Annotated in this window: 20 protein-coding genes; 6 read left to right on the top strand and 14 right to left on the bottom strand. The window is 59.5% G+C overall.

The genetic code is table 11. From position 1 onward, the window contains the following. The first annotated feature begins 164 nt into the window (after nt 1-164). Nucleotides 165-1520 (top strand): MmgE/PrpD family protein, encoded by a 1356-nt coding sequence (locus tag GOW31_RS10915; protein WP_171170003.1) that lies wholly within the window; start codon nt 165-167, stop codon nt 1518-1520. 190 nt (nt 1521-1710) lie between these two features. Here GOW31_RS10915 and GOW31_RS10910 read toward each other — a convergent pair whose 3' ends face one another. The 8 genes from GOW31_RS10910 to xdhA all read right to left on the bottom strand — a co-directional run bounded on the left by GOW31_RS10910 (nt 1711) and on the right by xdhA (nt 14109). Continuing rightward, nucleotides 1711-2448 carry an Asp/Glu racemase gene (locus GOW31_RS10910; protein WP_171170002.1) on the bottom strand — a complete coding sequence of 246 codons (738 nt, stop codon included), beginning with the start codon at nt 2446-2448 and terminating at the stop codon, nt 1711-1713. Then, nucleotides 2445-3512: a histidinol-phosphate transaminase gene (locus GOW31_RS10905; protein ID WP_171169999.1), complete on the bottom strand. Its 1068-nt coding sequence runs from the start codon at nt 3510-3512 to the stop codon at nt 2445-2447. Before GOW31_RS10905 ends, GOW31_RS10910 begins: the two co-directional genes overlap by 4 nt. Next, nucleotides 3509-5173 carry a hydantoinase B/oxoprolinase family protein gene (locus tag GOW31_RS10900; protein ID WP_171169997.1) on the bottom strand — a complete coding sequence of 555 codons (1665 nt, stop codon included), beginning with the start codon at nt 5171-5173 and terminating at the stop codon, nt 3509-3511. Before GOW31_RS10900 ends, GOW31_RS10905 begins: the two co-directional genes overlap by 4 nt. After that, on the bottom strand, nt 5173-7269 hold the full coding sequence (locus GOW31_RS10895; RefSeq protein ID WP_171169995.1) for a hydantoinase/oxoprolinase family protein: 2097 nt from the start codon (nt 7267-7269) through the stop codon (nt 5173-5175). The genes GOW31_RS10900 and GOW31_RS10895 overlap by 1 nt, the downstream gene beginning before the upstream one ends. Nucleotides 7270-7784: 515 nt before the next feature. Then, nucleotides 7785-9386, bottom strand: coding sequence for a xanthine/uracil/vitamin C permease (locus GOW31_RS10890; RefSeq protein WP_171169993.1), 1602 nt, complete (start codon nt 9384-9386; stop codon nt 7785-7787). Between the two features lie 43 nt (nt 9387-9429). Continuing rightward, entirely contained in the window at nt 9430-10308 is an 879-nt protein-coding gene (xdhC, locus tag GOW31_RS10885; protein WP_171169991.1) for a xanthine dehydrogenase accessory protein XdhC, read from the bottom strand. Nucleotides 10309-10311: 3 nt separating this feature from the next. After that, a complete protein-coding gene (xdhB, locus tag GOW31_RS10880) occupies nt 10312-12630 on the bottom strand; it encodes a xanthine dehydrogenase molybdopterin binding subunit (protein ID WP_171169989.1) in 2319 nt (772 codons plus the stop codon). Nucleotides 12631-12645: 15 nt separating this feature from the next. Continuing rightward, complete coding sequence (xdhA, locus tag GOW31_RS10875; protein ID WP_171169987.1) at nt 12646-14109, bottom strand: xanthine dehydrogenase small subunit; 1464 nt, start codon at nt 14107-14109, stop codon at nt 12646-12648. 155 nt (nt 14110-14264) lie between these two features. Between xdhA and GOW31_RS10870 the strand changes: the two genes are divergently transcribed. Beyond that, entirely contained in the window at nt 14265-15167 is a 903-nt protein-coding gene (locus GOW31_RS10870) for a LysR family transcriptional regulator (protein WP_171169985.1), read from the top strand. 53 nt (nt 15168-15220) lie between these two features. On the opposite strand, the gene GOW31_RS10865 is transcribed toward GOW31_RS10870, so the two are convergent. Further along, on the bottom strand, nt 15221-16453 hold the full coding sequence (locus GOW31_RS10865; RefSeq protein ID WP_171169983.1) for a urate hydroxylase PuuD: 1233 nt from the start codon (nt 16451-16453) through the stop codon (nt 15221-15223). A gap of 101 nt (nt 16454-16554) precedes the next feature. On the opposite strand from GOW31_RS10865, the gene GOW31_RS10860 reads away from it, so the two are divergent. Beyond that, nucleotides 16555-17475 carry a LysR family transcriptional regulator gene (locus tag GOW31_RS10860; RefSeq protein WP_171169981.1) on the top strand — a complete coding sequence of 307 codons (921 nt, stop codon included), beginning with the start codon at nt 16555-16557 and terminating at the stop codon, nt 17473-17475. Nucleotides 17476-17480: 5 nt separating this feature from the next. On the opposite strand, the gene uraH is transcribed toward GOW31_RS10860, so the two are convergent. Beyond that, the gene (uraH, locus tag GOW31_RS10855; RefSeq protein ID WP_171118073.1) at nt 17481-17834 is read right to left on the bottom strand and encodes a hydroxyisourate hydrolase; all 354 of its coding nucleotides are present in this window, start codon (nt 17832-17834) and stop codon (nt 17481-17483) included. Nucleotides 17835-17980: 146 nt separating this feature from the next. Here uraH and puuE point away from each other — a divergent pair, with 146 nt between their 5' ends. From puuE to GOW31_RS10840, 3 genes are read left to right on the top strand one after another with little or no spacing between them, the layout of a single operon-like run. Further along, nucleotides 17981-19393: an allantoinase PuuE gene (gene puuE, locus GOW31_RS10850; RefSeq protein WP_371813743.1), complete on the top strand. Its 1413-nt coding sequence runs from the start codon at nt 17981-17983 to the stop codon at nt 19391-19393. Next, a complete protein-coding gene (locus GOW31_RS10845) occupies nt 19390-19875 on the top strand; it encodes an ureidoglycolate lyase (RefSeq protein ID WP_171169978.1) in 486 nt (161 codons plus the stop codon). The genes puuE and GOW31_RS10845 overlap by 4 nt, the downstream gene beginning before the upstream one ends. 53 nt (nt 19876-19928) lie before the next feature. Further along, nucleotides 19929-21353 carry a uracil-xanthine permease family protein gene (locus tag GOW31_RS10840; protein WP_171169976.1) on the top strand — a complete coding sequence of 475 codons (1425 nt, stop codon included), beginning with the start codon at nt 19929-19931 and terminating at the stop codon, nt 21351-21353. 166 nt (nt 21354-21519) lie between these two features. Here GOW31_RS10840 and bhcD read toward each other — a convergent pair whose 3' ends face one another. The 4 genes from bhcD to bhcA form a co-directional block, all read right to left on the bottom strand. After that, complete coding sequence (bhcD, locus tag GOW31_RS10835) at nt 21520-22485, bottom strand: iminosuccinate reductase BhcD (protein ID WP_171169974.1); 966 nt, start codon at nt 22483-22485, stop codon at nt 21520-21522. Nucleotides 22486-22601: 116 nt separating this feature from the next. Beyond that, a complete protein-coding gene (bhcC, locus tag GOW31_RS10830) occupies nt 22602-23765 on the bottom strand; it encodes a 3-hydroxy-D-aspartate aldolase BhcC (protein ID WP_171169971.1) in 1164 nt (387 codons plus the stop codon). Between the two features lie 27 nt (nt 23766-23792). Beyond that, nucleotides 23793-24761 (bottom strand): beta-hydroxyaspartate dehydratase BhcB, encoded by a 969-nt coding sequence (bhcB, locus tag GOW31_RS10825; protein WP_171169969.1) that lies wholly within the window; start codon nt 24759-24761, stop codon nt 23793-23795. Beyond that, a complete protein-coding gene (gene bhcA, locus GOW31_RS10820; protein ID WP_171169967.1) occupies nt 24761-25951 on the bottom strand; it encodes an L-aspartate--glyoxylate aminotransferase BhcA in 1191 nt (396 codons plus the stop codon). Before bhcA ends, bhcB begins: the two co-directional genes overlap by 1 nt. Between the last annotated feature and the right edge of the window lie 43 nt (nt 25952-25994).

The raw sequence follows: 25994 nt of genomic DNA, 5'->3' as shown, positions 1-25994 counted from the left end.
CATGAGCGACTCACACGTATGGTTCTGCCTCGAAATGTGATCTGGTCCTAGTCACAAATAATCCGGGGCCATTGCCCCATGATTGTTTTCGTGCCGCTATGCGCAAACTCACATAGGCTTTTTCTTGTAACCGGAACCCGAAAGAAAAACCTCGACTGGACACCGTGACAGATACCTTTCAGACCGTTGCAGATTTTGCGCTGAATCGTGCCGCGCAGGAATTTCCTGATACCGCACGCAAGGCAGCGGCGTTGATGCTGCTGGATACGCTGGGGATCACCATAGGATCGGGGCCGATGCAGGCCGGACGGATTGCGCGCGAGAGTGCGGTAGCGCTGTTTGGCGCGGGCGACCCGGGGCTGAGCGCGCGCATGCTTTTCGACGGTCGACGCGTCAGCGTCGCGGGTGCGGCCTATGCAGCGGCCACACAGACCGACAATTTGGACGGACATGATGGATACAATCCGACCAAAGGCCACATCGGGGTTGTCGTCGTTCCCGCACTGGCGGCATTGGCTGAAACCGTTCAAGATTTTTCAGGCCCCGAAGCGTTGGCGGCGGTGATCGTTGGATACGAGGTCGCGGGACGCGCGGGCATTTCGTTGCATGACACTGTCAGCGATTATCACACATCCGGAGCTTGGAACGCGCTTGGCGTGGTGGCCGTGGCGGCGCGCTTGCGCGGTTTGACGGCCGAACAGATGCGGCAGGCCATGGGGATTGCCGAATATCATGGCCCGCGCAGCCAGATGATGCGCGAGATCGCCAATCCCACCATGCTGCATGACGGTTCGGGCTGGGGTGCGTTGGTTGGCATTTCTTCAGCGGTATTGGCCGAGAAAGGCTTTGCCGGGGCGCCGGCCATCACCGTCGAAGCGGCAGACGTTGCCCCCCATTGGCAAGATCTGGGCGATTTCTGGCAAATGGAGCATCAATATGTCAAACCCTACCCGATCTGCCGTTGGGCCCACGCGGCAATTGATGCCACCCGTGCGCTCATGCGTGAAAACGACCTGACTCACCGGGATATTGCCGCGATTCATGTTAACACGTTTCGGGAAAGCGCCTGCCTTTTCCGGGGCATGCCGGATGATACGTCCAAGGCGCAGTATTCGCTGCCATTTGCCGTCGCAACAATGGTTGCGCATGGCCGGATCGGAGTTGAGAACATCACCGGTGCGGGCCTGGCCGACCCGCTGGTCGCCTCGATCGTCGAGCGTATCTCGGTTGCAGAGGCAGCACGCCATTCCGACCGTTTCCCCGAAAGCCGGTTCGCCGATGTCAGCATCACCCTGACCGACGGGCGGATACTCGAGTCGGGCGACGTACATGCACGCGGCGGACCCGAGGCACGAATGGATGAGGCAGAAGTGATCGACAAATTCATGGAATTTGCGACACCATCACTGGGTGCATCCCGTGCCGCCGCCATTCGTGATGCGGTTCTGGGGCTGGGCGCGCCAGGTTCGAAATTCTCAGACCTTGGCGCGTTGATCTACGCCCCCGCCGACCAGACGTAAAATCTGCCGAAGCTGCCGTATCAACGCATTCCGACCGGCACATCCGCACCCTTGATCCTGATGACGGCGCGGCGACGGTCTTGCCGCCCGCTGGACAGGTTGAATTGGAGCTGGGAACAAGTCTGGCTGATCCAAGACCCGTTCGAGGTGAGCTTGCTTTTTTACATTGTCGCCTTGCGCCCTGATCCGGTCAGAGCAGGTCGAACAATCGCCCCGGCAGCTCGTCGTGACGCGGCAGGTTCAGCGCCCGCACAAGGCAGAACATCATCGCCTGATTTGAGGTGACCACCGGCTTGCCCAGCGTTGCTTCAATCCGGTCGACCGCCTCGACCGAACGCATGTCGGTGCAGCTGAGAATTATGGCCTGTGCCTGCGGGTGATTGGCCTGACAGGCCAGTTCATAGACGTCGTCCGGGGTCAGCTCTCCCTGACCGTAATTGCCCAGCTTTCGGCCCACATCGGCGCATCGAACGGTCTCGATTCCGTTCTGGGCCATGAAATCCATCGCCTGTACGTTGATTTCGCCCAGATAGGGCGAGGAAAAGCCGACCTTCGTGGCCCCCAGTGCCTTGATTGCGGCGATCAATGATCCGGCCGCGGTCAGCGACAGCGCACCGGATTCCGATTTGATCTGTTGCGCCAGCTCAGCGTCGAAAGACGGCCCATGGGTCAGGGTGGCCGAGGTGCAGCCGTACAGCACCACATCGGGCCGCACCCCCGAGATCATCCGCAGATCGTGGCTGATATCCGAAGCGCCCAAACCTGCCATTTGATCCGAGCCGGGAATTTCATTCACGTCATAGCCGCCCATGCGCTGGAAATGGATGGTGGTGTTTGGTGGTCGCAGCATCTCCATATCCGGTTCCAGATTGGTGTTGGTGAAGGGCACCAGAACACCGATCTTGGCGGCTGTGCGGGTCTCGGTCATGTCAGCGCTCCTTTCAAGATGTCGCGGGCCTTGTCCATCACCTCGGGCGCACAGATCGTGGCGCGCAAACAGTCCGACAAACCATAGCCGCCCATGCCGCGCATCATCAGGCGCTCAGCCCGCAGGGCCGTGTCGGCGCGCTGTGCCTGCGCGGTCGAGGCAAAGCGGATCAGCACGAAATTTGTGTGGCTTTCCGGCACGCTCAGGCCCAGTTCGCGGCATTCCTGCGCAAACCGGTCCCGAATTTCGGCTGTCCGTGCGACCACGTTGCGCATATGGGCCTGATCCCGCATCGCCGCCGCCGCCGCTGCCTGCGAGGCAATCGAGATATTGTTGGGATTCAAAAGCTTGCGGACCTCACCCGAGATTTCGCTTGGGAAACAGCCCCAGCCGGCCCGCGCCCCCGCCAGCCCGTAGGCCTTGGAACATGTACGCGTGATCACGGTGTCGCCCCGATCCACCAGCGCAAAGATCTGCGCGGGATCGTTCGTGGCATCGGCAAATTCCGCATAGGCCTGGTCCACCACCAGCAATGTATCGCCAGGCAGATCCGATCGCAGGCGGACAATTTCGTCATTCGGGATCAGCGTGCCGGTGGGGTTGCCCGGATTGCAGACGAACACGATGCGGGTGGCAGGTGTGACAGCGGCCAGCAGCGCGTCCACCGATACGGTCAAATCGACCTCGGGCGCTGCCACATATTCGGCCTGTGCCTGTGCTGTGGCCGAGGCGACAAAGGCATAGCCATATTGTGTGCCCAGCACCTGATCGCCCGGTCCGGCAAAGGCGCGGATCAGACAGCCAATCAGTTCCATCGAGCCCGCCCCACATAAAATGCGCGCGGGGTCGAGCCTGTGCACCTCGGCAATGGCCGAGCGCATTTCGGCCCATTCCGGATCTGGATAAAGGGCCAGATCCGCCAGCGCTGCCTGCCCGGCCGCAACGGCGGCGGGGCTTGCGGGAAAGGCGCTTTCGTTCTGCGCCAGTGAAATCGTGCCTGCGCCGTTCGGATCAGGCAGCGCATAAGCGCCCATGGCGCCAACGTAAGGAACCGGTCGGATCATGCGTCACCCCCGTAAATCCTGGCGCCTTGCGCACTTACCAACCCGCGTTTGATGTCCAGTGCCAGCGCATCCGGGTCGCGTTCGGCAGGGTCGCCAAAGCCGCCGCCGCCCGGTGTATCGAAGATCAGGTAATCACCGTGTTCCACCCGCAATTCTCCTTTACCCGGAATATCGTTTGCACCGTCCCTGAAACGGATGCGACCGGGGGCGCCGGGTTTGCCGCCCATACGGCCAAGCGCCGGGTATTTCAGCCGTTCGACCGACAGGAACACGATAAAGGGCGCCCCGTTGGACGAGGTCATCTCGATCCGCTGCCCCAGCCCGCCGCGATACTTGCCCGCGCCGCCGGAATCTGGGCGCAGTTCGCGCCGCCAGATCGTCACGGGTGCGACGCTTTCGGTGATCTCGACCTGACTGCCGAACACGCCCGACGGATAGGCCGTGGCCGACAGACCATCGGCATGAGGTCGCGCGCCGGTTCCGCCATTGTGCACGGGTTCCACCGCGAATTCGCGACCGCCGTCACGGGCCACTTCGGGTGCGTGGCGCATGGGCAAGTCGAACATGCAACTTGCGCCTTCGGCCGGGACCGCATCGGGCAGGGCCTGATGCAGGCAGCCCAGAACCAGATCGGGCGTGACCTGACCCAGGGTATGCCGCATCGCAACCGGCACCGGGCGCTGCGCGTTCAGGATGCAGCCCTTTGGCCCGTCAACGGTAAACGGCTCCAGCGATCCCGCATTGTTGGGAATGTCCGCGCCGACAATGCAGCGCAAGGCAAACACCGTATAGGCGGTGGCATAGTTCAGCGGCACGTTGATGCCCTTGCGCGAACAGCCCGAGGTGCCAGAGAAATCCACATGCATGCCGTCCTTCCTTACGGTCAGGGTGGCGTGCAGCTCCAGCTCATTCTCATAGCCGTCCATCTTCAGAACATTCTTGTAGACACCTTCGGGCACGTCGGCGATGGCCTCCAGCGTGCCGCGGCGCGACGTGTCGATGATGTACGAGCCGAGCGTCTCCAGATCGTCGAGGCTAAATTCCTCCATCATCGACAGCAGCCTTGCAACCCCGGCTTCGCAACAGGCGATCAGTGCATAGATGTCGCCATCATTGGCGACGGGTTCGCGGCTGTTGGCGCGGATGATGTCCAGCAGCAAAGCGTTGGGAGTGCCCTGTTCAACCAGCTTGCAGGGCGGGATCAGCAGGCCCTCGTCATAGATGTCGGAACCTTCGGGGCCCATGCCCAACCCACCCAGATCAACAAGATGCGAGGTGCAGGAGGTAAAGCCCACCACCTTGCCATCCTTGAATGCGGGCATCATCAGCAGAAAATCGTTCAGGTGCCCCGAGGCAAGCCATGGGTCGTTCGTCATGTAGATGTCGCCCGGCTTCGTGGTCTGAACCGGGAAAGCCCGGCGCAGGTGCTGCACCGCCTCGGCCATGGTGTTGATGTGCCCCGGCGTGCCGGTCACGGCCTGCGCCAGCATCCGGCCATCGGCGTCAAATATCCCTGCAGAGATGTCACCACATTCGCGTACGATCGGGCTGAAGGCGGCGCGGATCAGGGTTTGGCCCTGTTCTTCTACCACGGCCAGCAGACGATTCCACATCACCTGCAATCGGGCGGGCGAAAGATCGTGTGAAAGATCGGACGACATCATGCGCCTCCTTTCTGGTCCTGAACGAGGACGAGGTTTCCCATGGCATCCACATGCGCCGAGAAGTCGGCGGATACGAGCGTGGTTGTCTGCGGTTCGGTGATCAATGCGGGGCCGTGAAGGTGGTCGCCGGGCTTCAGATCCGCTCGGGCAACGAAGGCCGCTGGTTTCGATACTCCGTCCACGTCACAGGTGATCGGACGGGTATCCGGCGCCGAGATTGTCTTCAACCGGGGCGTTTCAGGAACCGCCGGCACGCCGCTGTCACAGGTCGCGACACGCACCGCCCAATTGAGAATCTCGATCTGCATTCCTGGTACCGGACGCGAGAATTGCTTGCGGTATTCCTGTTCGAATGCAGCGGTCAGCGGCTCGATATCTTCGGCGGTCAGGGGGCGGTCGGGAAGGGTGATCTCGATCTCGTGCCCTTGTCCGTGGTAGCGCATGAAAGCAGTGCGCAGCGTCTGGGTCGGGACATCGCCGGCCCCTTGCAAGACGACCTCTCTTGCCTCGGAAATCATGGCTTCGAACAGCGTGTTGATCCCGTTCAGGTCCATGCTGCCCAGCAACGTATAACGCGAGCGGACGATCTCGAAAGACACCGGAGCGAACAGGAAGCCGACAGCCGATCCGACACCGGGATCGGGCGGGATCACGATGCGGCTGACCCCGGCGGATCGCGCGACCCGGCTGGCGTGCAATGGCCCGTTGCCCCCAAACGCTATCATTGTTCGTGGGCCAAGGTCCTTGCCGGATTCCACCGCATGCATCCGACCCGCGCTGGCCATGCTTTCGTCGACGATACGGCTGACGCCATCGGCGGCGCCTACGGCATCCAGATCCAGCTTTGACCCGATCACCCGGCTCAGCGCTCGTTTCGAAGCGTCGGGATCAAGCTGAATATGCCCCTCGGCAAACGTGTCCGGTACGATATATCCCAGTGCAATATCACTGTCAGTCACCGTAGGTTCGGTTCCGCCGCGCATGAAGGCGGCGGGGCCGGGCTCGGATCCCGCTGATTTTGGCCCCACGGTCAGCCGCCCCAACCGGTCAACCCCGGCAATCGAACCGCCTCCGGCGCCGATCTCGATCATTTCGATGACCGGTATACGCACCGGCATGCCGGATCCTTTGATAAACCGGGCGGCGCGGGCAATCTCGAACTGGCGCGAGGTCTGGGGACGGGCGTTGTCGATCAGGCACAGTTTGGCGGTGGTGCCGCCGACGTCAAAGGACAGTACCTGATCCAGACCGGCGCGGGCGGCGACGCGGGCGGCCAGAATGGCACCGCCGGCAGGGCCGGATTCCACCAGCCGGATCGGAAACCGCGCGGCGGTTCGCATGGTGCACATTCCACCACCCGCTGTCATCATCAAGATCGGACAGGTGACGCCCTGGGCCTCGAATTGTCGGACAAACCGGGCCAGATACGTTGCCATCAGAGGCTGGATATAGGCGTTGGCTACTGTCGTGCACAGCCGGTCGAATTCGCGCGCTTCGGGGCTGACGTCCGACGAAATCGAGACGGTCAGATCGGGGCGCCTGTCCACCAGCGTATCGCGCAGCCTGCGCTCGTGCTCGGGGTTTGCATATGCGTGCATCAGGCAGATGGCGATGGCTTCCGCTCCGCTGGCGTCGATGTCCTTCAACAGCGCGTCGATGGCTGTGTCTTCCAGCGGAATCAATATCTTGCCATCCGCCGAAACGCGCTCGCGGACCGTCAGCGCGCGCTCACGTGGCACCAGCAGATCAGGTTTTTCCAGATTGATGTCGTATTGCGAATAGCGCCGCTCGTAGGCGATTTCCAGAATGTCCCTGAACCCTTCGGTGGTCACGGTTGCCACGACCGCACCGCGTTTTTCGATCAGCGCGTTGGTGGCCAGCGTGGTGCCGTGAATGAAACCGGTGACTTCGCTCAGACGGTGCCCTGTCTGTTGCATTACGCGCGCTGCGCCTTGCATGGCCCCGTCGGCGGGGTTGTGATGTGTGGTCAGGGTTTTGGTCGAGGCAAGTATCGTCTCGTCGCCAGAGACAAGAACCGTATCCGTGAACGTGCCGCCAATATCGATGGCCAGGCGCAGCGCTTGAGTTGTCATGAGGTTATCCGAAAAATCCGTAGTCACAGCGTGATGCATATGGGCCAAAGGCCCTGAGATCAGGCTGGGATCACAAGGTCACAGCCGGTGGCACGGCGGTCCATGGGATTTGGAAAACAACTCTTCATTAGCAGGTATTCTTGTTCACACCAGCTTGCCGCAACAAGCCGGAAAGCGACACAAAAGCCTGCAAACGACAAAATTCGTCACGCCTGGCCGATTGCGGGGCTTGCGGGTGAGGGTCTTGACCCCGCGCACATCACCTGTGGTCGTCTATTTTGTGTGACCCAGCCGATGCGGCGCCCGTGTTCGTGTTGGAAGATGCCCAGGCGGCGCAGATGCGTTGTTCACAAGGGTGATCCTCTGCAAGACCTGTGCGAACCAAATGCCCTGCTCGGAGATAGGCGAGAGAAAGATCAACAAGCGACCGTAGGGCAAACTCTGCCTCTTGAACGGCCGCGATTGAACGGGAAGGGATGGTTTTTGGGGCAGCCATGCGACTGCCCCGTTGCCGATCAGGCCTGTTGAGCGGGTGAGTCGTCATCGATGAGGTCGGGCTCGTCCGGTACGATGATGCGATGCTCAAGATCCTCTTTGGGGGCGAACACCGGGTAGACGTACAGGAACGCACCGATGATCAGATATCCGATGGTTATCCCGTCGAACTGAGGCATCTGTAGCGTGTAGGAATGGATAATGCCGATCGAAGACATCAGCCCACCTGCGACAGCAAACGCGCCGGCCATCCGAAAGCGCCCGTCAATCACATCGGCCACGATGGCACCCCAGACCAGACCGGTGATGATCGCCCCCTGGCTCAGGGCAAGGTGCCCCTCGTAATGAGCCCCTTCCATCAGAAGGGCCGAGGTCAGATCAGGATCTCCCAAGGATGGCAGCCCTTCGACACCGCTGCTGCGCAGCGCGTTCATCAACGATCCCCATTTGACCATTAGAAAGGCCGAGATATGGGGCAGGATCGCAAAGGATACCGCAGCCATGTGCATCGGTTTAACGGCCCAGGCGGTGTTAGTGATCAGGCTGACTGAGACAAAGACCAGTACCGGTGCGGCTGCGGCGATCGGGATCAGCCCCGCGAGGAAGGACAGGAACCCCAGAAAGGCGGCGGCGGCAATTACAACGGCCACACCGACAATATACCCCGCATGGGCATCCAGCCGTTTATAGGCCGGATGGCCGATGTAAACGGTTGTCGGGAATGGCGAACCAAACAGAGCACCCAGCATCGTGCCCGCGCCGTCCGTCACCTGGCAGAGCCCGACAGGGTAATGGTCGCCTGCCGCTTCGGCGGATTCCACGTTGTTCATCGTTTCGATGAAGTTGTAGATCTGCACGGGGATCAGCACCAGGAACAGCTCAGGGTTGGCGAACAGGTATTGCATACCGGCGATCAGATCACCGAAATACGGGATCGGCGGGTAGAACCCGATGCCGCTGACATCAATTTTGGACTCGCCAAGCAGAAGGGCGATCACGGTACCGGCAGCAATCGCGACAAGGCCGGCCGGAACATTGCCCGGCAGGCGGAAACGGCCGATCAACCCCCAGAGGATGAACAGCAGCGACGTAAAGCCAATGATGGGGTTCTCGAACACTTCGGCCAGCGGCACAGAGCCGATGAAGACCAGGGCAATGCCGCACAGCGTCCCCAGCATCCCCGCACGTGGCGTGATCCGCTTGAGATACGGTCCAACCACCGCGCCCAAAGCCGCGACGATGCCGCCCATGAACCCGGCGCCGATGCCCACTTGCCAGGCAAGCATTGGATCATTTGTCGCCCAATAGATGGGTCCGATCACCCCGAACAGGTAGACGAACATAACTGGCGTCGAGATGCCGTAGGGCAACGCGGTTACGTCTTTGCCCTGCGCGTTTGCCGCCCATTTGGCGAGGTATGCGTAGACGGTTACACCGGCCAAAATCGCTATGGCAGCGCCGGGAACGATGCGGCCAAAGACGATGTCCGCAGGCATTTGAAACACGAATTGGCAGACCCCGGACAGGATCAGCAAGTTGACAAGGTTGTCGGTAAACAGCGCCCAGAAAGCGCTGAAATCGCTGCGGCTAAACAGCTTGTATTCATAGGTCCTCCCGTCCATGACGGTCTCCTCCTCTGATGTGACCGGTTTGGCTCGACAGGTGTCAGGCCGATCTCCCTTTCCGGTCGTGATGGTGGCCCCGCAGGGGTGCCTGGTTTGCCCCGGTCAGGGCGGTCGCGGCAGTTTCAGAGGTCAATTCAGCCATCACTTCGGCCGCGACGAAGGCGGCGATGACGCTGGGCCGCTTGTCGCGGCTACCGCTAGCCCCAATGGGGCATTTCAAATGTTCGATGGACTGTCCGTCACAGTGTTTCTGCGCCCAGTTCCTGAGCTTTACCCGCTTTGTGGCGGAACCGATCATCCCCACATAAGCGGCGTCATTTCGTTCCAGCGCGGCGGTCGTCAGCAGAAAATCCAGCCCGTGATCATGGGTCAGAACGACAAAGGCGCTGCCTGCGGGCGCGCGCCAGATTTCGGCTTCGGGAATCGCGCTGACCCGGGTTTCGACATCAGCGGCGCAAAGCGCGATCTCTTCGGGTCTGGTATCGACGAGGATGCAGCGTACCGGCAGATGCTGAAACTGATTGGCGAGGGCACGCCCCACGTGGCCCGCCCCCATGACATAGACATGAGGCAAAGCATCTTCGTTCCGGGCCGCGCGTTCCGTCGCGGCCCATTTGTCGGACGCACGCATGCGGGACAGGTTCAGTTCGACCCGGCCGCCGCAGCATTGCCCGATCTCGGGGCCAAGTGGCACGTCCAGATCCTGATGCAACGCACCGTCACGCAGCATGTCCCGCGCGGCGTTGATGGCGAGGAATTCCAATTGTCCACCGCCTATGGTTCCCCACAACGCCCCGGGCGCGACGAACATTTCTGTCCCCTCATTGCGCGGCGAAGACCCGCGGACTCGGGTCAACGCAACGCGGATCACGCTATGCTGCGCGGACAGAAATTCGTTCAGGGAATCCGGGGCAACCATGGCTCAGGACCCGGCTTGCAGCCGCGCGACTGCCATCAGCACACGTTCGGGCGTGGCCGGCGCGTCAAGGCGGGGGCATTCCCGGTAATCAGCGACCGAGGCCACGGCCATCGACAGGGCCTCGAACACCGAAATTCCCAGCATGAACGGCGGCTCGCCGACGGCCTTGGAGCGTTTGATGGTCAGCTCGCGGTTTTCCGACCAATCGGCAAGGTTCACGTTGAAGATGCGCGGGCGGTCTGACGCGAGCGGGATCTTGTATGTCGACGGGGCATGGGTGCGCAGGCGGCCGGCATCGTCCCACCAAAGCTCTTCAGTGGTCAGCCATCCCATACCTTGAATGAATGCGCCTTCGACCTGACCTTTGTCCAGCATAGGGTTCAGCGAACGTCCGACGTCGTGCAGCAGATCGGTGCGATCCACGCGGTATTCACCGGTCAGAGTGTCAATCGTGACCTCTGAACAGGACGCCCCATAGGCGAAGTAGTAGAACGGGCGGCCTTGTCCCTTGGCCCGGTCCCAGTGGATTTTTGGCGTCTTGTAGAACCCGGCCGCCGAGAGTTGCACGCGCGCCAGATAGGCCTGTTTGATGAACGCATCGAAGGCTAGTACGTCTTGACCGATATGCACCTGATTGGCGTGGAAGACCACTTCCTCTGGCGAGACGCTCCAGGTCTCGGATGCGAACTTCACCAGACGTTCCTTGATCTGTTCGACCGCGTTCAACGCCGCCATGCCATTCAGGTCGGTCCCGCTGGACGCCGCAGTGGCCGAGGTGTTGGGAACTTTTTCAGTCGTCGTCTTGGTAATCTTGATCCGGTTGAAATCGACCTGGAAGGCCTCGGCCACGACCTGAGCAACCTTGGTGTTCAGACCCTGGCCCATTTCGGTGCCACCATGGTTCAGGTGGATCGACCCGTCGTTATAGACATGCACCAGCGCACCGGCCTGATTGTACCAGGTCGCAGTGAAAGAAATGCCGAACTTGACCGGTGTCAGCGCTATGCCTTTTTTCAGAACCGGCGATGTCTTGTTGAACGCGATGATGTCCTGACGGCGCTGGCGGTATTCCGAGGTCTCTTCCAGCTCTCCGACCAGCCGGTCGAGAATGCAGTCTTCGACCTCTTGGTGATACGGGGTCACGTTGCGGTCCGTGGTGCCATAGAAATTGGCCTTGCGCACATCCAACGGATCCTGCCCCGTGGCATAGGCGATTTCTTCGATCATCCGTTCCGCCGCGATCACGCCCTGCGGGCCGCCAAACCCACGAAACGCGGTATTCGACACGGTGTTGGTCTTCATCGGGCGACTGTTCAGGCGCACATTCGGATAGAAATAGGCGTTGTCCGCGTGGAAAAGCGCCCGGTCGGTCACGGGGCCGGACAGGTCTGCCGAAAAGCCGCAGCGCGCGGCAAAGCTGCCTTCGACCGCCTGAATGCGGCCTTCATCGTCAAAGGCGACATCATAGTCGATCACGAAGTCGTGGCGTTTGCCGGTTGCGGTCATGTCCTGATCCCGGTCGGGGCGGATTTTGACGGCGCGGTTCCACTTTTTGGCAGCCATGGCCGCCACTGCGCAGAACAGGTTCATCTGGCTTTCCTTGCCGCCAAACCCCCCACCCATGCGACGGACGTTGACCACGACCGCATTGGACGGCACCCCAAGGACATGCGCCACCATGTGCTGCGCCTCGGACGGGTGCTGGGTCGAGCAATGCACCACCACGTCGTCGTCTTCGCCGGGAATCGCAAAGGCGATGTGACCTTCAAGGTACATGTGATCCTGACCGCCAACGCTCATGCGGCCTTTGATCCGGTTGGGCGCGGCCGCCTGAGCCGGTGCCACGTCTCCCCGCTCCAGCTTGAGGGGCGCTGTGACATGCGGGTATCCTGCTTTCTGCGCGGTGATCGGGTCCAACGCGTAGGGCAGGGTTTCGTATTCGATATTTGCCCGTTCCGCAGCGCGGCGCGCGATGTCGCGGGTCTCGGCAATCACGGCAAACAACGGCTGGCCGTGGAATTGTATGGCGTCGGTCGGGAAAACCGGTTCGTCGTTCAGGTGGGTCGGGCTGATATCATTGGCCCCCGGCACGTCATCAGCGGTCAGCACACCGACCACGCCGGGCGTTGCCAGAACGTCGCTGAAATCGATACCCAGAAGCTTGGCGTGTGCGACGTCTGACACGCCGAGATACGCGTGCAGCGCGCCTTCCGGTAACGCAATGTCGTCGGTGTAGTCGGCCTGCCCGGTGACGTGCTTGACCGCGCTGTCGTGGTTTACGTTGGTATGGGCCGATCCAATGATGGAAACGTTGTCTTTCATGTTGTCGTCTCCTGATCAGGCACAAGCCAGTTGAACTGGGGTGTCGGTTTCGCCGTCGTTTTCAAGGAAGAACCGGCGCAGCAGGTTTTGGGCGGTCAGCATCCGATAGTCCGACGATGCGCGCCAATCTGTAAGAGGCGCGAAATCCTCGGCCAGCGCTTCAGCGGCGGCTTCGAAACTTTCGCGTGCCCAGGGTTGGCCGTTCAGCGCCGCCTCGGCTGTCGATGCGCGTTTAGGCGTGGCGGCCATGCCCCCGAATGCAATGCGCACATCGCTGATGATCCCGTCTGTGACGCTCATGTGCAGTCCGGCGGCCACGGAAGAAATATCCTCGTCACGGCGCTTGGAAATCTTGTAAGCCGCGTCCAGATCATTGGGTCGGGGCAGGGGCACGCGGATGCTTTCGACAAATTCGTCGGGCCGGCGGTCCTGCTTGCCATAGTCGATGAAGAAGTCAGCCAGAGGCAGCGTTCGGCGTTCGGAACCGCGCCGCAGAGTGATTTCCGCGCCAAGCGCAATAAGAACCGGTGGCGTGTCCCCGATGGGAGAGCCATTGGCGATATTTCCGCCGACGGTTCCCATATTCCGCACCTGCCACCCTGCGATGCGATCCCAGTACGAGGACAGGTGTGGCAGGTGTTCAGACAGAAGGTCCTGGCAATCGGTGTAGCTGGCGCCGGCACCGATCAGGAGGAGAGACCCCTGTCTTTCGACTGTTTTCAGGTCTTCGAGATGACCGGTGAAGATGGCGGGGCCAATGTCGCGCAGGAACTTGGTGACCCAAAGGCCAACATCGGTGGCCCCCGCCACGATCGTGGCGATTGGATAAGCTTGCAGGCATTCGGCAAGATCATCGACGCTGGACGGGAGAATGCTCAGGTTGTTCTTGGGTCCGGACACCACGCGCCGCCCGTCCTTCAGGGCCGCCAGGCGCGCGGTCATGGTTTCGCGTTCGATGTTCAGATGATCAGATGCCGGGGTGCCGTAGCGGCTGACGGCAATGGCCGCTCGGATGATCGGCTCATACCCTGTGCAGCGGCACAGATTCCCCTGCAATGCGGTTTCAACCTGAACCTCGGTCGGTTCCGGAGTTTGCATCCAAAGCGCATAGAGGGCCATGACGAAGCCCGGTGTGCAGAACCCGCACTGGCTGCCATGGTGATCGACCATGGCTTGTTGCACCGGGTGCAGCCGGCCTTGAGGTCCGGACAAATGTTCAACCGTCACGACATGACAGCCGTCGACAGAGGCAAGAAACCGGATGCAGGCATTGACCGGAGCATAGCGCAGGCCCGTGCGCCCAAGCCGTCCGACAAGCACGGTGCACGCGCCGCAGTCGCCTTCGGCACAGCCCTCTTTCGTTCCTGTCAGTCGACGTTCCAGGCGCAGGAAATCAAGAAGTGTCTGGCCTGCCGATACGTCTGGGACGGAGACATCCTTGCCATTGAGGACAAATTGGATGTGGGTGCGATGCGTCATGGAATTCTCCCTCTGCCCCTGCCTTCCGGAGGGTGGTCAGTGGAACCATAGGAGCAAAGATTGAGGTGGAAAATCGCCGCAAACGGCAAATACTTTCAACAGATCGTTGAAAAAGGTGGGGCTATGGCGCATTCTTTCGCTGCCGGGAGGTTCCAATGTCTTACATCGAAAGTCTGCGTGTTTTTGTCCGAGTGATGGAGCTGGGCAGCATCACCTCTGGCGGGCGTGATCTTCGGCTGACCCCGGCGGTGGCTAGCAAACGGTTGAAAGAGCTTGAAAACCATTTGGGTGTACGGCTGTTCAACAGAACGACCCGGTCGATGACACCAACCGAAGTGGGGACGGTTTTCTACGATGAAGCCAAGGCGGTCCTGCTGGCGCTTGATCACGCCGAAGCGCGTGTCGCCAGCTTTTCCGACGCGCCTCGGGGGGCGATCCGCATCACCGCGCCTTTGGGTGTCGGGCGCAGAATCGTTGCGCCTCTGGTGCCGGAATTCTCTGACCGCTACCCGGAAACAGAGATTCGCATGCGTTTGTCTGATCGCAAGGTGGACATTCTGGCCGACGGTCTGGACATCGCCTTTTTCATTGGTGAGCCCGGTGATTCAACCATGAAACTGCGGAAGTTCGTGGATTGTGATCGTGTTCTGTGCGCTTCGCCCGATTACCTGTCGCAGTTTGGGACGCCCAAAACACCGGATGATTTGTTGCACATGCCTCACAACTGTCTGTTGCTGCGCTATCCAAGGTCTCCGGAATACTACTGGACGCTCCGCACTGACATGGGGCCGCGAAAGCTTGAAGTTGGCGGCAAATACGACGCGGATGATGGTGATGTGCTGACGGGCTGGGCCTTGGCCGGTCGTGGGATCGTCAACAAGCCGCGCTTTGACGTGCGGGAGTTTCTCGAGGATGGGCGGCTGGTCGAGGTCCTGCCCGAGACGCCCCCCTTGCCAACGATTTTCGGGTGTCTTTATCCGCACAAAAAGCTGCAAGATCCCAAGGTGCGCCTGTTTGTCGAACATATCGCGCAACACAGCAAACGCTTTTTCGCATAAAGAAAACCGGGCATCACGGCCCGGTTCGCTGTCATGGTTTCGCACGCAGGCGACTATTTGTTTCTGACTTCACGCACCCATGCGATGAGGGTTTGGCGTGCCTCTTCATCCATTTGCACTGCTGATGGTGGCGGCATTGCGTGGCTGATCCCGGCTTGCAGATAGATCTGGTCAGCATGTCGGGCGACATCGCCGGGTGTCTCAAGGTAAACTTTCTTCGGGGCCCATTTCATGGTGCCGTACACCGGCTCGCGGGCGTGGCACATCGAGCAATTGCCCAAGACCGTGTCATAGGCGTCTTCGAAGCCCGCGGCGGACGCATATTTCTGCTCGTATGGCGTCAGGTCGCGCGCCTCGGCGTCCTCCCATGTCTCGGTGTTTCTCACCGACGACAGCCAGGCGATCACGACCATTAGCAGAACCGTCACGCCCCAGGTCCAGTGCGGGCCTTTCCCGGTTGCGTGCATCGTGTTGAAATAGTGACGGATGGTGACGCCCGTCAGAAAGATCAGGCTGGCGATGATCCAGGAATACTCGGTGCCGAAAGCAAGCGGATAGTGGTTCGACAACATCAGGAACACGACCGGCAAAGTCAGATAGTTGTTGTGCGTGGATCGTACCTTGGCGATCTTGCCGTATTTGGCATCAGGTGTCCGACCGGCCTTGAGGTCTTCGACCACGATCCGTTGGTTCGGCATGATCTGAAAGAACACGTTGGCCGTCATGATCGTCGCAGTGAAGGCGCCAAGATGCAAAAGCGCAGCACGACCGGTGAAGATCTGGTTGTAACCCCAGGACATGATCACCAGGATCACGAACAACAGCAGCATCAGAACGGTCGGGTGATCGCTCAGCTTGGATTTGCACATCTGGTCGTAGAGCAGCCAACCAATGGTCAGCGATCCGCCAGAAATCAGAATCCCCTGCCACAGCGCCAGGTCCACTTTGGTTGGATCAAGCAGGAACAACTCGCCACCGACCCAGTATATGATCATGAGCAACGCCGCACCTGACAGCCAGGTCGTGTAACTCTGCCATTTGTGCCAGGTCAGGTGCTCAGGCATGCGTGAGGGCGCAACCAGATATTTGACGGTGTGGTAGAAGCCGCCGCCATGTACTTCCCATTCTTCGCCGTAGGCCCCGTCCGGCAGGGCTGGGTTCGGCTTGAGCATGAGGTCCAGCGCGATAAAGTAGAATGACGCCCCAATCCACGCCATCGCGGTGATCACATGCAACCAGCGGACGGAAAAGGCGATCCACTCCCACATTACGGCCAAGTCATACATGGCTTTGCTCCTAAGATTCTTTGCTTCCGGTTACTCTATGCGAGTGTGTTTTGTTCTGGTATTGCTGGTAAAGACCAAGCAGTATCAAAAAATGCAAAAAAATGTCCTACCTTGATAACATCAGAACCTTTGTCCGGGTCTATGAATTGGGCAGCATGTCCGCCGCGGGCCGTGATCTGAGGGTTTCGCCAGCCGTCACGTCGGCGCGTATATCGCAATTGGAAGAGCATCTTGGCGTGCGTTTGTTCCAACGCACAACACGCAGCCTGACCCCCACCGAGCAGGGAAAATCTTTCTATCGTGGCGCGGCAGAGATCCTAGAAGCAGTCGAAAGTGCCGAAGCCCAGATCGTCAATCTTACCGAAAACCTGAAAGGGTCACTCTATGTCGCGGCGCCTTTGGGGGTCGGGCGTCGGTTGATTGCGCCGCAGGTCCCGAAATTTCTTGCCGAGTACCCCGAGGTGAACGTTCGGTTAAGGCTTACCGACCGAAAGGTAGATCTGACAACCGAAGGTCTGGACTTGGCATTTTTTCTTGGTCAGCCAGAGGACAGCAACCTGCGTATTCGCAAGATCGCGGATGTCGAAAGAGTGCTTTGTGCATCCCCGAAATACATCAAAAAGCGCGGGATGCCCGAAAGCGGGGACGCGTTGATCGCTGATGAGCACGAATGTCTCAATTTGCGGTTCCCGGGCGCGACCGAGTTTCAATGGCTCTTGAGGACCGATACGGGGCCAAAACGGTTCCGGGTTTCCGGGCGCTACGAGTCAGACGATGGCGACGTGCTGACAGACTGGGCCCTTGGCGGACATGGTATCGCGTTGAAGCCGATTTTTGAGATCGCTCAACATCTCAAGGCCGGGACACTGGTTCCGGTGGCGGAAAAGACGCCGCCAGAACCGATTCAGATGGCATGTCTGTTTACGCACCGCCGTATGCAGGACCCCAAAACGCGGCTTTTCATGGAATTCATAATCGAACGCATCGGGTCGTCGATTGCGGCGGCAAATAAGGCCCGGTAGGTCGCTCAGCTGCCGCGATAGGTCGAGTACCCGAAGGGCGAAAGCAGCAGAGGCACGTGGTAATGCGAATGTTCGGACATTCCAAACCGGATCGGGATGACGTTCAGAAAGCGCGGGTTTTCAGGTGGTGTGCCGCAGGCATCAAGGTAATCCCCGGCATGGAAGACAAGTTCGTAGTCACCTGTTGAAAACTCTGCTTCGGGCAGAATTTGTTCGTCGGTCCGGCCGTCGTCATTGGTGACCAGAGTTTTCAGCAACTGGCGGTCTGCACCTTCAATGCGGAACAGTTCGATTTTCAATCCTTCGGCGGGGCACCCCCGGGCCGTATCCAGAACATGTGTTGTAAGGTAACCGGTCATTTGCGCTACTCCTCAAGTTATACAGTTACTAGTCTGATTTCGCATCCAGGAGCAAAGGCAGTCTGTGGGAAGCTGCTTTCTGCATTTTTTGAAAAACATCTTTGATTATCTGGGGTATTGATCAATTCAAGAAGAAGGAAACCGATGTGAAGCCTTATCCACGAGACATGACCGGTTACGGTGGGCAAGTTCCCAAAGCAAACTGGCCGAACGACGCCAAAATCGCCATTCAGATCGTGCTGAATTACGAAGAGGGCGGTGAAAACAACGTTCTGCACGGCGATGCCGCATCCGAAGCGTTTCTGTCCGAGATCACCGGAGCCGCCCCTTGGCCGGGGCAACGGCATTGGAACATGGAATCGATCTATGAATACGGCAGCCGCGCGGGGTTCTGGCGCGTGCATCGCCTTTTGCAGGATCTGCCTGTTACCGTCTACGGTGTTGCAACTGCTTTGGCGCGTGCACCTGCTCAAGTTGCGGCGATGAAGCATGCCAGTTGGGAGATCGCCAGCCACGGTTTGAAGTGGATTGAACACAAGGACATGGGCGCAGAAGAAGAACGTTCCCAGATCCGCGAAGCAATCCGCCTGCACACAGAGGTTACAGGTCAGCCGCCCCGTGGTTGGTATACCGGCCGCTGTTCGGTGAATACGGTCGAACTGGCCGCCAGGGAAGGCGACTTTGCCTATATCGCCGACAGCTACGCCGACGATCTGCCATACTGGATCAAGGCAGGGGGCAAGGATCAACTGATCATGCCCTATACACTGGACTGCAACGATATGCGCTTTGCAATCCAGGCTGGGTTCACCAATGGGGAACAATTCGAAAGCTATCTGAAAGACAGCTTTGACATGCTCTATGCCGAGGGTGAGGCGGGCGCGCCCAAGATGCTCTCGATTGGTTTGCACTGCCGTCTGATCGGTCGCCCGGGTCGCGCCATGGCGCTGAAACGCGCACTTGATTATTTCAGAAACCACGACGGTGTCTGGTTCGCAACGCGCGAGCAGATTGCCGACCACTGGGCCAGGGAACACCCACCGGTGCAACGGCTGACCCCGTCCGAAATGGATCGACCAACCTTCGTGTTGGAATTCGGCGGCGTGTTCGAGCATAGCCCGTGGATTGCCGAAGGTGCGTATGAACTGGAACTGGGCCCGACGCATGACAATGCCGCTGGTGTCCACAACGCGCTGGCGCGTGTGTTCCGTTCCGCCTCGCCCGAGCAGCGCCTTGGCGTACTGACAGCCCACCCGGACCTGGCGGGCAAGCTGGCCGCCGCCGGCCGCCTGACCAAGGAAAGCACCGCGGAACAGGCCGGTGCGGGTCTGGACATGCTGACCGATGAAGAACGCGCAACGTTCACGGCGTTGAACGAAGCCTACACGACCAAGTTCGGCTTTCCTTTCATCATTGCCGTCAAAGACAACACCAAAGCCAGCATTCTGGAAGCCTTTCGCCGTCGCATCGACAATGACCGCGACAGCGAATTTGCCGAAGCCTGCCATCAGGTCGAGCGCATTGCCGAATTGCGCCTGATCGAGAAGTTCGCGCAATGACGGCTGCCTTGAAACTCCGCCCCTTGACGTCAGAGGCATTTGCACCTTTCGGCGATGTCATCGAAGCGGCTGGCCAGGTGGACAAGCTTATTAATCAGGGTAAATGCGCCCGCTATCACGACCGGGCCGTGTTGGATTTCCACGATGGGCGCGCGGGTATCAGCGTGTTTCAGTCCGAAGCCTTCAGCCTGCCGATCAAGTTGGAAATGGTTGAACGCCATCCGGATGGCAGCCAAGCCTTTTTGCCTTTGTCGGACAAGCCATTTGTCGTGGTTGTGGCCCCGGATGAAAACGGAACACCCGGGCGGCCCATCGCCTTCAAAACAGCGCCCGGACAGGGAGTGAATTATCATCGCAATACCTGGCATGGCGTTCTGACCCCGCTTCATGCGCCCGGACTTTTTGCGGTGGTCGACCGAATTGGAGCCGGGCCCAACCTCGAAGAGCATTGGTTCGACGAGGCGATTGAAATCACAGAATGAGGCGCGTTGCCGGAAGAGGAGCCGGCTGCGAACCTCAAGGGAGGAAAGACCAAATGTCAGATGCATCCATCGGATCGCCGGAACAACTCCGCGATCCGAATTATACTCCGCCGCTGTTGAAGGCGGTGCCGCTTGGAATTCAGCATGTGCTGGCGATGTTCGTGTCCAACGTCACGCCAGCCATTATCGTTTGCGGCGCGGCCGGTTTCGGCTTTGGCTCGAACAGCCCCGATTTTCCGCAGATGATCTACATGATCCAGATGTCGATGTTCTTCGCGGGCGTCGCCACGTTGTTTCAATCTGTTGGCATAGGCCCGGTCGGTGCCCGGCTGCCCATCGTGCAGGGGACTTCGTTTGCCTTCATCCCGATCATGATCCCGCTGGTGGTTGGAAAGGGCGTCGACGCCATTGCCGTTCTGATGGGCGGTATCGTTGTTGGTGGATTGTTCCACGCATTCCTCGGGTTGTTCATTGGACGTATTCGCTTTGCTCTTCCGCCGCTGGTTACGGGCCTTGTGGTGACCATGATCGGCCTGGCACTTGTCAAAGTCGGCATCCAATATGCCGCCGGCGGTGTGCCCGCCATAGGTACCGAGGAATATGGCTCGGGTCTGAACTGGTTCATGGCCGGAACCGTAATCGTGGTCACGCTTGGCCTGAAATTCTTTGCCCGGGGCATGTTGTCGGTGTCGGCGGTTCTGATCGGACTGCTGGTCGGATACGCCGTGGCCTTCCTGCTTGGCCAAGTGAATCTGGGCAACGTCGGCAACGCGGCATCCTTTGCTCTGCCGAACCCCTTGCATTTTGGTCTTGAATTCTCGGTCGCGGCCATCATCGGTTTCTGTGCAATGTCTTTTGTTTCCGCCGTTGAAACCGTTGGGGACGTATCCGGTATCACCAAAGGGGGCGCTGGCCGAGAAGCCACCGACAAGGAAATACAGGGCGCGACCTATGCAGATGGTCTTGGTACTGCGATCTCTGGCCTGTTTGGGGCGCTGCCCAACACGTCGTTCAGCCAGAATGTCGGGTTGATTGCCATGACCGGAGTCATGAGCCGCATGGTCGTGACCATCGGCGCGGTTTTCCTGATCGTTTGTGGGCTTATCCCCAAGATCGGGGCGATAATCTCGTCCATTCCGATCGAGGTTCTTGGCGGCGGCGTGATCGTGATGTTCGGCATGGTTGTTGCCGCAGGGGTCTCGATGCTGTCGGACGTGAACTGGAACCGGCGCAACATGGTGATTTTTGCAATCGCCCTGAGCCTTGGGCTGGGTTTGCAGCTGGAACCCAACGCGTTGCAATACTTGCCCGGCACATTGAAGGTTCTGGCGACATCAGGAATCCTGCCCGCCGCCGTCATCGCCATTGTATTGAATCTGGTGCTTCCCGAAGAACTTTCCGACGAAGCGACGGAAGAGGTCTCGGGCGGCATGGCCGGACATGGTCTTGGGTCCATCGAGCAAGACGACCACGTCTGATGCGTTCGGCCTGATACACTGATCTTCCTGGAAAAAACATGAAGCGGCGCGCCTTGGCGCGCCGCGTTTCATTTTTTGGTCACCATTTAATGGAGATCTGCTGTCAAAAGCTCTCTGCCCAAAAGGACCGCCGAGACAATGCCCAACAAGGTGTCGCCGTCTGGCTTCAGAAATCGACCTCGATCGCGATCCCTTTCCGAACGGCGAGGTCAACCACGGACGCAGCGACCGCAAGATCTTGAAGGCCAACCCCCGTGCCATCGAACAGCGTGATCTGATTGTCCGATATCCGGCCCGGATCGGTGCCGTTGATGACCGCGCCAAGCTGCGCCACATCGCTTTCTTGGATCAGGCCTTCGGCCACCGCGTGCTGCGCTTCACCGATGCTGACGGATTGCGCGACTTCGTCCGTGAACACGCTTGCCTTGGCCAGAAGGGCGGCTTCGACTTCCTGTTTTCCTTTAGTGTCCGTGCCCATGCAGGCGATATGAGCTCCGGCGCTGACATGGTTCGCCATCAGCGATGGCGCAAAGGCCGAAGTGATCGAAATGATCACATCCGCCTCAGTCATTTCGTCAAGCTCGACCGCCTGGAACGGAACGCCGGCTTCATTGGCGACCTTCTCGATATTCGGCAGCATTTCAGGGTGGTAGTTCCAGCCAATGACCTTTTCAAAGGCGCGCTGCTCCAGTGCCGCGCGAAGCTGAAAGGCTGCCTGGTGGCCAGCGCCTATCATGCCTATGACCTTGGCGTCCCTGCGTGCGAGATGCTTGATCGATACCGATGATGCTGCCGCCGTTCGAAGGGCCGTGAGAAGGTTGCCGCCGACCATCGCAGATGGCTTGCCCGTGTCGGGGTCGAAAAGAAAAACGGTGGACTGGTGGTTGATCAGCCCGCGTTTTTCCAGATTGTTCGGCCAATAGCCGCCCGCCTTCAGTCCCAGCGTCAGGCCGGCGCGGTCAAACCCCCCTTTGAAGCCGTATAGTGCATCTTCGTGCCCGATGGCTTCACGCACGACAGGGAAGTTGTAGGCGTCGCCGGACGCCATTGCGGCAAAGACCTGTTCGACCGCGTCAAAAGCCGCTTGTCGGGTCATAAGGTCAGCGATCTCACGCTCGGGTACGATCAGCATTTCATTCTCCAATCAAACATTCGTGCGCCCGCGTGCCACTGCCGGAAGGAGAGCATACACGCGGGCGGCTGTCTGGCTGCTTCCGAGCCAGCCCTCCCAAACAGAGCAAGTTCGGATCAATAAGCGCGTCCGCGGGCGGATACGGGCCAGACGGTCTCGACCTTGCCGTTGCGAACGCCGACATACCAATCATGTACATTTGCGGTTGGGTCGCAGTGCCCCGGAACCAGCCTGAGCTTGTCGTTGACCTTCAGCACGCCGTTCGGGTCCCTGACGACGCCGTGTTCGTCTGAACATTTGATGTACTCGACATCATCTCGGCCGAAGATAACGGGCAGGCCGCTGTCCACCGATTGCGCCTTGAGGCCCGCATCGACGATCGCCTTGTCCGCCTTGGCGTGGCTCATGACGCTGGTCAGGATGAAGAATGCGTTTTCCCACTCGCCTTGATCGATCCGGTTGCCGTCCTTGTCCAGGATCCGGCCATAATCGGCGTCCATGAAGGCGTAGGACCCGCATTGCAGTTCGTTGTACACGCCCGAGTTGGATTCGAAGTAATATGAGCCGGTGCCGCCGCCCGAGACCAATTCGCATTCGATGCCTTCGGCTTTGAGGCCTTTAACCGCGTCCTTTACCATCGCAATTGCGGTGTCGAGCTTTTCCTTGCGCGCCTCATAGCTGTCGAGGTGCTGCATTGCGCCCTGATAGGCCTGAATGCCGGTGAATTTCAGGTTCTCGGCTGCTTCGACGGCCTTGGCGATTTCGATCACGTCAGGTGTTGTCGTCACACCGCACCGGCCAGCGCCGCAGTCGATTTCAACGAAGACCTCCAACTGTGTTCCGTGATCCACCGCCGCGCCTGAAAGATCCGCGACATTGTCCAGATCATCGACGCAGACGATGATGCGGCTGCCCAACTTTGGCAGGCTGGCAAGACGGTCGATCTTGGCGGGGTCACGCACCTGGTTCGAGACCAGAACGTCCTTGATACCGCCGCGCACGAACACTTCGGCCTCTGAAACTTTCTGGCAGCAGACGCCAACAGCGCCTCCGATCTTCTCCTGCAACTTGGCCACGTCTACCGATTTGTGCATTTTTCCATGCACGCGGTGGCGCATGCCGTGCGCCTTGGCATAGTCGCCCATCTTCTTGATGTTGCGTTCAAGCGCGTCGAGATCGAGCACAAGAGAGGGGGTCTGGATATCTGCTTCGTCCATTCCGGGCTTGGCCGGAATGTCAAAGCCTACTTCGAATTCGTCGAGATTGGTCATATCTTTCATTTCCGTATTCCTATGTCGGGATTGATGTCACGCGTTCAGCCAGGGCAGCCTGTCCAGATCGACATTGCCCCCGGTTATGATCAGGCCGACACGCTTGCCTTTGAATGCGTCCGGGTTCTTCAGGATCGTGGCCAGCGGAACGGCCGAAGATGGCTCCATCACGATCCGAAGGTGTTTCCACGTCAGCTTCATCGCATCGATGATCTCTTGCTCTGAGGCCGTGTAGATTTCAGAGACATGGTTCGACACGAAATGCCAGGTCAGCTCTTTCAGTGGAACCAGCAGCCCGTCGGCAATCGTCTTGGGTGCGTCATCCGCGATGATGTGGCCGGCTTTGAAGCTGCGATAGGCATCGTCGGCCTGTTCCGGTTCCGCCGCGATGATCGCGGTTTCCGGGGCGAGCGTCGATAGTGTCAGACAGGTGCCGGACACCATGCCACCGCCGCCGATAGGTGCGACAACTGCATCCAGACCGTCGGTCTGCTCGATGAACTCGCGCGAACAGGTGCCTTGCCCGGCAATCACCCGCGGATCGTTGTAGGGATGGACGAAATCGCCGCCCGTGGCCGCCTGAACCTCGGCAAAGGTTGCTTCGCGCGACGAGGTGGAGGGCTCACATTCCGTGATCTTCCCACCATAGCGCCGCACCGTGTCTTTCTTGGCCTGTGGCGCTGTGCGTGGCATGACGACGTTGCACGGTATGCCCCGCTTCATTGCCGCATAGGACAGGCACGAGGCGTGGTTGCCCGAAGAATGGGTTGCAACGCCTTTCTTGGCCTGATCGTCATCAAGGCCAAACACGGCGTTTGCAGCGCCGCGAACCTTGAAGGCGCCCGGTTCCTGAAAGTTTTCACATTTGAAGAACAGCTGTGCACCGCTCAGCTCGTTCAGAAAGTCCGAAGTACGTATCGGTGTGCGGCGGATGAAAGGTTCAATCCGATCATGTGCCGCCAGCACGTCCTCGTAGGTCGGGATATACATGTTGCAGTCCTTCATCATGCGGCGTCCTTTTGAACGGCGCCCGAATGACCGCGATAATATTCCTGCGCAGCCGCCACGCCCGAGCCCAACTGGATGTTCAGGCCCAGGTCGACCATGCACATTTCAGCAGTGGCAATCCCGGACAGGGCCATGACATCCGTCAGGCTTCCCAGATGCCCGATGCGGAATACCTTGCCCGCGACTTCGCCAAGGCCGACACCGAAGGCAACGCCGTATTTTTCGGCCGCGTGCGTGACAATATCGGTGGCGTTGAGACCGTTTGGCGTACGGATCGCGCTGACGGTGTCAGAATATACCGAAGGGTTCGCCGCGCACAGGTCCAGTCCCCAGGCGCCTACTGCCGCGCGAACACCTTCAGCAATACGGTTATGCCGGGCAAAGACGTTTTCCAAACCTTCACCCAGCAGCATGTCACAAGCCTGATTGAGGCCGTTCATCAAGCCAACCGCAGGTGTGTAGGGGTATGCGCTGTTGGCATAGCCTTTCGCCATGTCGTGCACGTCAAAGAAGGTGCGGGGCAGGGTCCCTGTGCTGGTCGCGTCCATTGCCCGCTGGCTGAACCCGACGATGGCAAGGCCCGCAGGCAACATGAACCCTTTCTGCGAACCCGTGACGGCCACATCAACACCCCATTCGTCAAAACGGAAATCCATGGATCCGATCGATGAAACACCATCGACGAACAGCATTGCGGGGTGCCCGGCAGCATTCAGAGCCTTGCGTACAGCGGCAATATCCGATTTCACACCGGTCGCCGTTTCGTTATGCGTGGCAAGAACAGCCTTGATTTCGTGGCTTGTGTCGGCGGTCAGGATCTCTTCGTAACGATCGGCTGGCAAACCTTCGCCCCAAGGGGTTTCGACGATCTCGACGTTCAGACCGTGGCGCTGGCACATATCGATCCAGCGATGGCTGAACATGCCGTTGCGTGCCGCCAGAACCTTGTCACCGGCCGACAGGGTGTTGGTCAGCGCGGTCTCCCAGCCTCCTGTTCCGGTCGACGGGAAGATGAAGATTTCGGCGCTGTTGCTTTTCAGAATTTTTTGCACACCCGCGCGTGCTGGGTGCAGAATCTGCCCGAACAGCGGCGAACGGTGATCGATCGTGGGCATGTCGCAAGCCTTGCGAAGGCTTTCGGGGATATTGGTCGGGCCCGGAATGAAAACGGGATTTTGAAAGCTCATGGGTGGTCTCCTTCCGTCGTTGACCACACAATAAGTTCTAGCC

Source organism: Ruegeria sp. HKCCA0370 (genome assembly GCF_013033705.1).
In the GTDB taxonomy this organism is placed as follows: domain Bacteria; phylum Pseudomonadota; class Alphaproteobacteria; order Rhodobacterales; family Rhodobacteraceae; genus Ruegeria.
Note: the sequence above shows the minus strand (reverse complement) of the source record. Positions and strands in the feature narration are given on the sequence as shown.

What these genes read in the sequence shown, in the direction of transcription:
- GOW31_RS10890 (WP_171169993.1), bottom strand. Translation starts at nt 9,386, where the DNA reads ATGGACGGGAGGACCTATGAATACAAGCTGTTTAGCCGCAGCGATTTC.
- bhcA (WP_171169967.1), bottom strand. Translation starts at nt 25,951, where the DNA reads ATGAGCTTTCAAAATCCCGTTTTCATTCCGGGCCCGACCAATATCCCC.
- GOW31_RS10840 (WP_171169976.1), top strand. Translation starts at nt 19,929, where the DNA reads ATGTCAGATGCATCCATCGGATCGCCGGAACAACTCCGCGATCCGAAT.
- bhcC (WP_171169971.1), bottom strand. Translation starts at nt 23,765, where the DNA reads ATGAAAGATATGACCAATCTCGACGAATTCGAAGTAGGCTTTGACATT.
- uraH (WP_171118073.1), bottom strand. Translation starts at nt 17,834, where the DNA reads ATGACCGGTTACCTTACAACACATGTTCTGGATACGGCCCGGGGGTGC.
- xdhB (WP_171169989.1), bottom strand. Translation starts at nt 12,630, where the DNA reads ATGAAAGACAACGTTTCCATCATTGGATCGGCCCATACCAACGTAAAC.
- bhcB (WP_171169969.1), bottom strand. Translation starts at nt 24,761, where the DNA reads ATGAAGGACTGCAACATGTATATCCCGACCTACGAGGACGTGCTGGCG.
- GOW31_RS10895 (WP_171169995.1), bottom strand. Translation starts at nt 7,269, where the DNA reads ATGACAACTCAAGCGCTGCGCCTGGCCATCGATATTGGCGGCACGTTC.
- GOW31_RS10900 (WP_171169997.1), bottom strand. Translation starts at nt 5,173, where the DNA reads ATGTCGTCCGATCTTTCACACGATCTTTCGCCCGCCCGATTGCAGGTG.
- xdhC (WP_171169991.1), bottom strand. Translation starts at nt 10,308, where the DNA reads ATGGTTGCCCCGGATTCCCTGAACGAATTTCTGTCCGCGCAGCATAGC.
- GOW31_RS10870 (WP_171169985.1), top strand. Translation starts at nt 14,265, where the DNA reads ATGTCTTACATCGAAAGTCTGCGTGTTTTTGTCCGAGTGATGGAGCTG.
- GOW31_RS10865 (WP_171169983.1), bottom strand. Translation starts at nt 16,453, where the DNA reads ATGTATGACTTGGCCGTAATGTGGGAGTGGATCGCCTTTTCCGTCCGC.
- GOW31_RS10905 (WP_171169999.1), bottom strand. Translation starts at nt 3,512, where the DNA reads ATGATCCGACCGGTTCCTTACGTTGGCGCCATGGGCGCTTATGCGCTG.
- GOW31_RS10860 (WP_171169981.1), top strand. Translation starts at nt 16,555, where the DNA reads ATGTCCTACCTTGATAACATCAGAACCTTTGTCCGGGTCTATGAATTG.
- GOW31_RS10910 (WP_171170002.1), bottom strand. Translation starts at nt 2,448, where the DNA reads ATGACCGAGACCCGCACAGCCGCCAAGATCGGTGTTCTGGTGCCCTTC.
- xdhA (WP_171169987.1), bottom strand. Translation starts at nt 14,109, where the DNA reads ATGACGCATCGCACCCACATCCAATTTGTCCTCAATGGCAAGGATGTC.
- GOW31_RS10845 (WP_171169978.1), top strand. Translation starts at nt 19,390, where the DNA reads ATGACGGCTGCCTTGAAACTCCGCCCCTTGACGTCAGAGGCATTTGCA.
- bhcD (WP_171169974.1), bottom strand. Translation starts at nt 22,485, where the DNA reads ATGCTGATCGTACCCGAGCGTGAGATCGCTGACCTTATGACCCGACAA.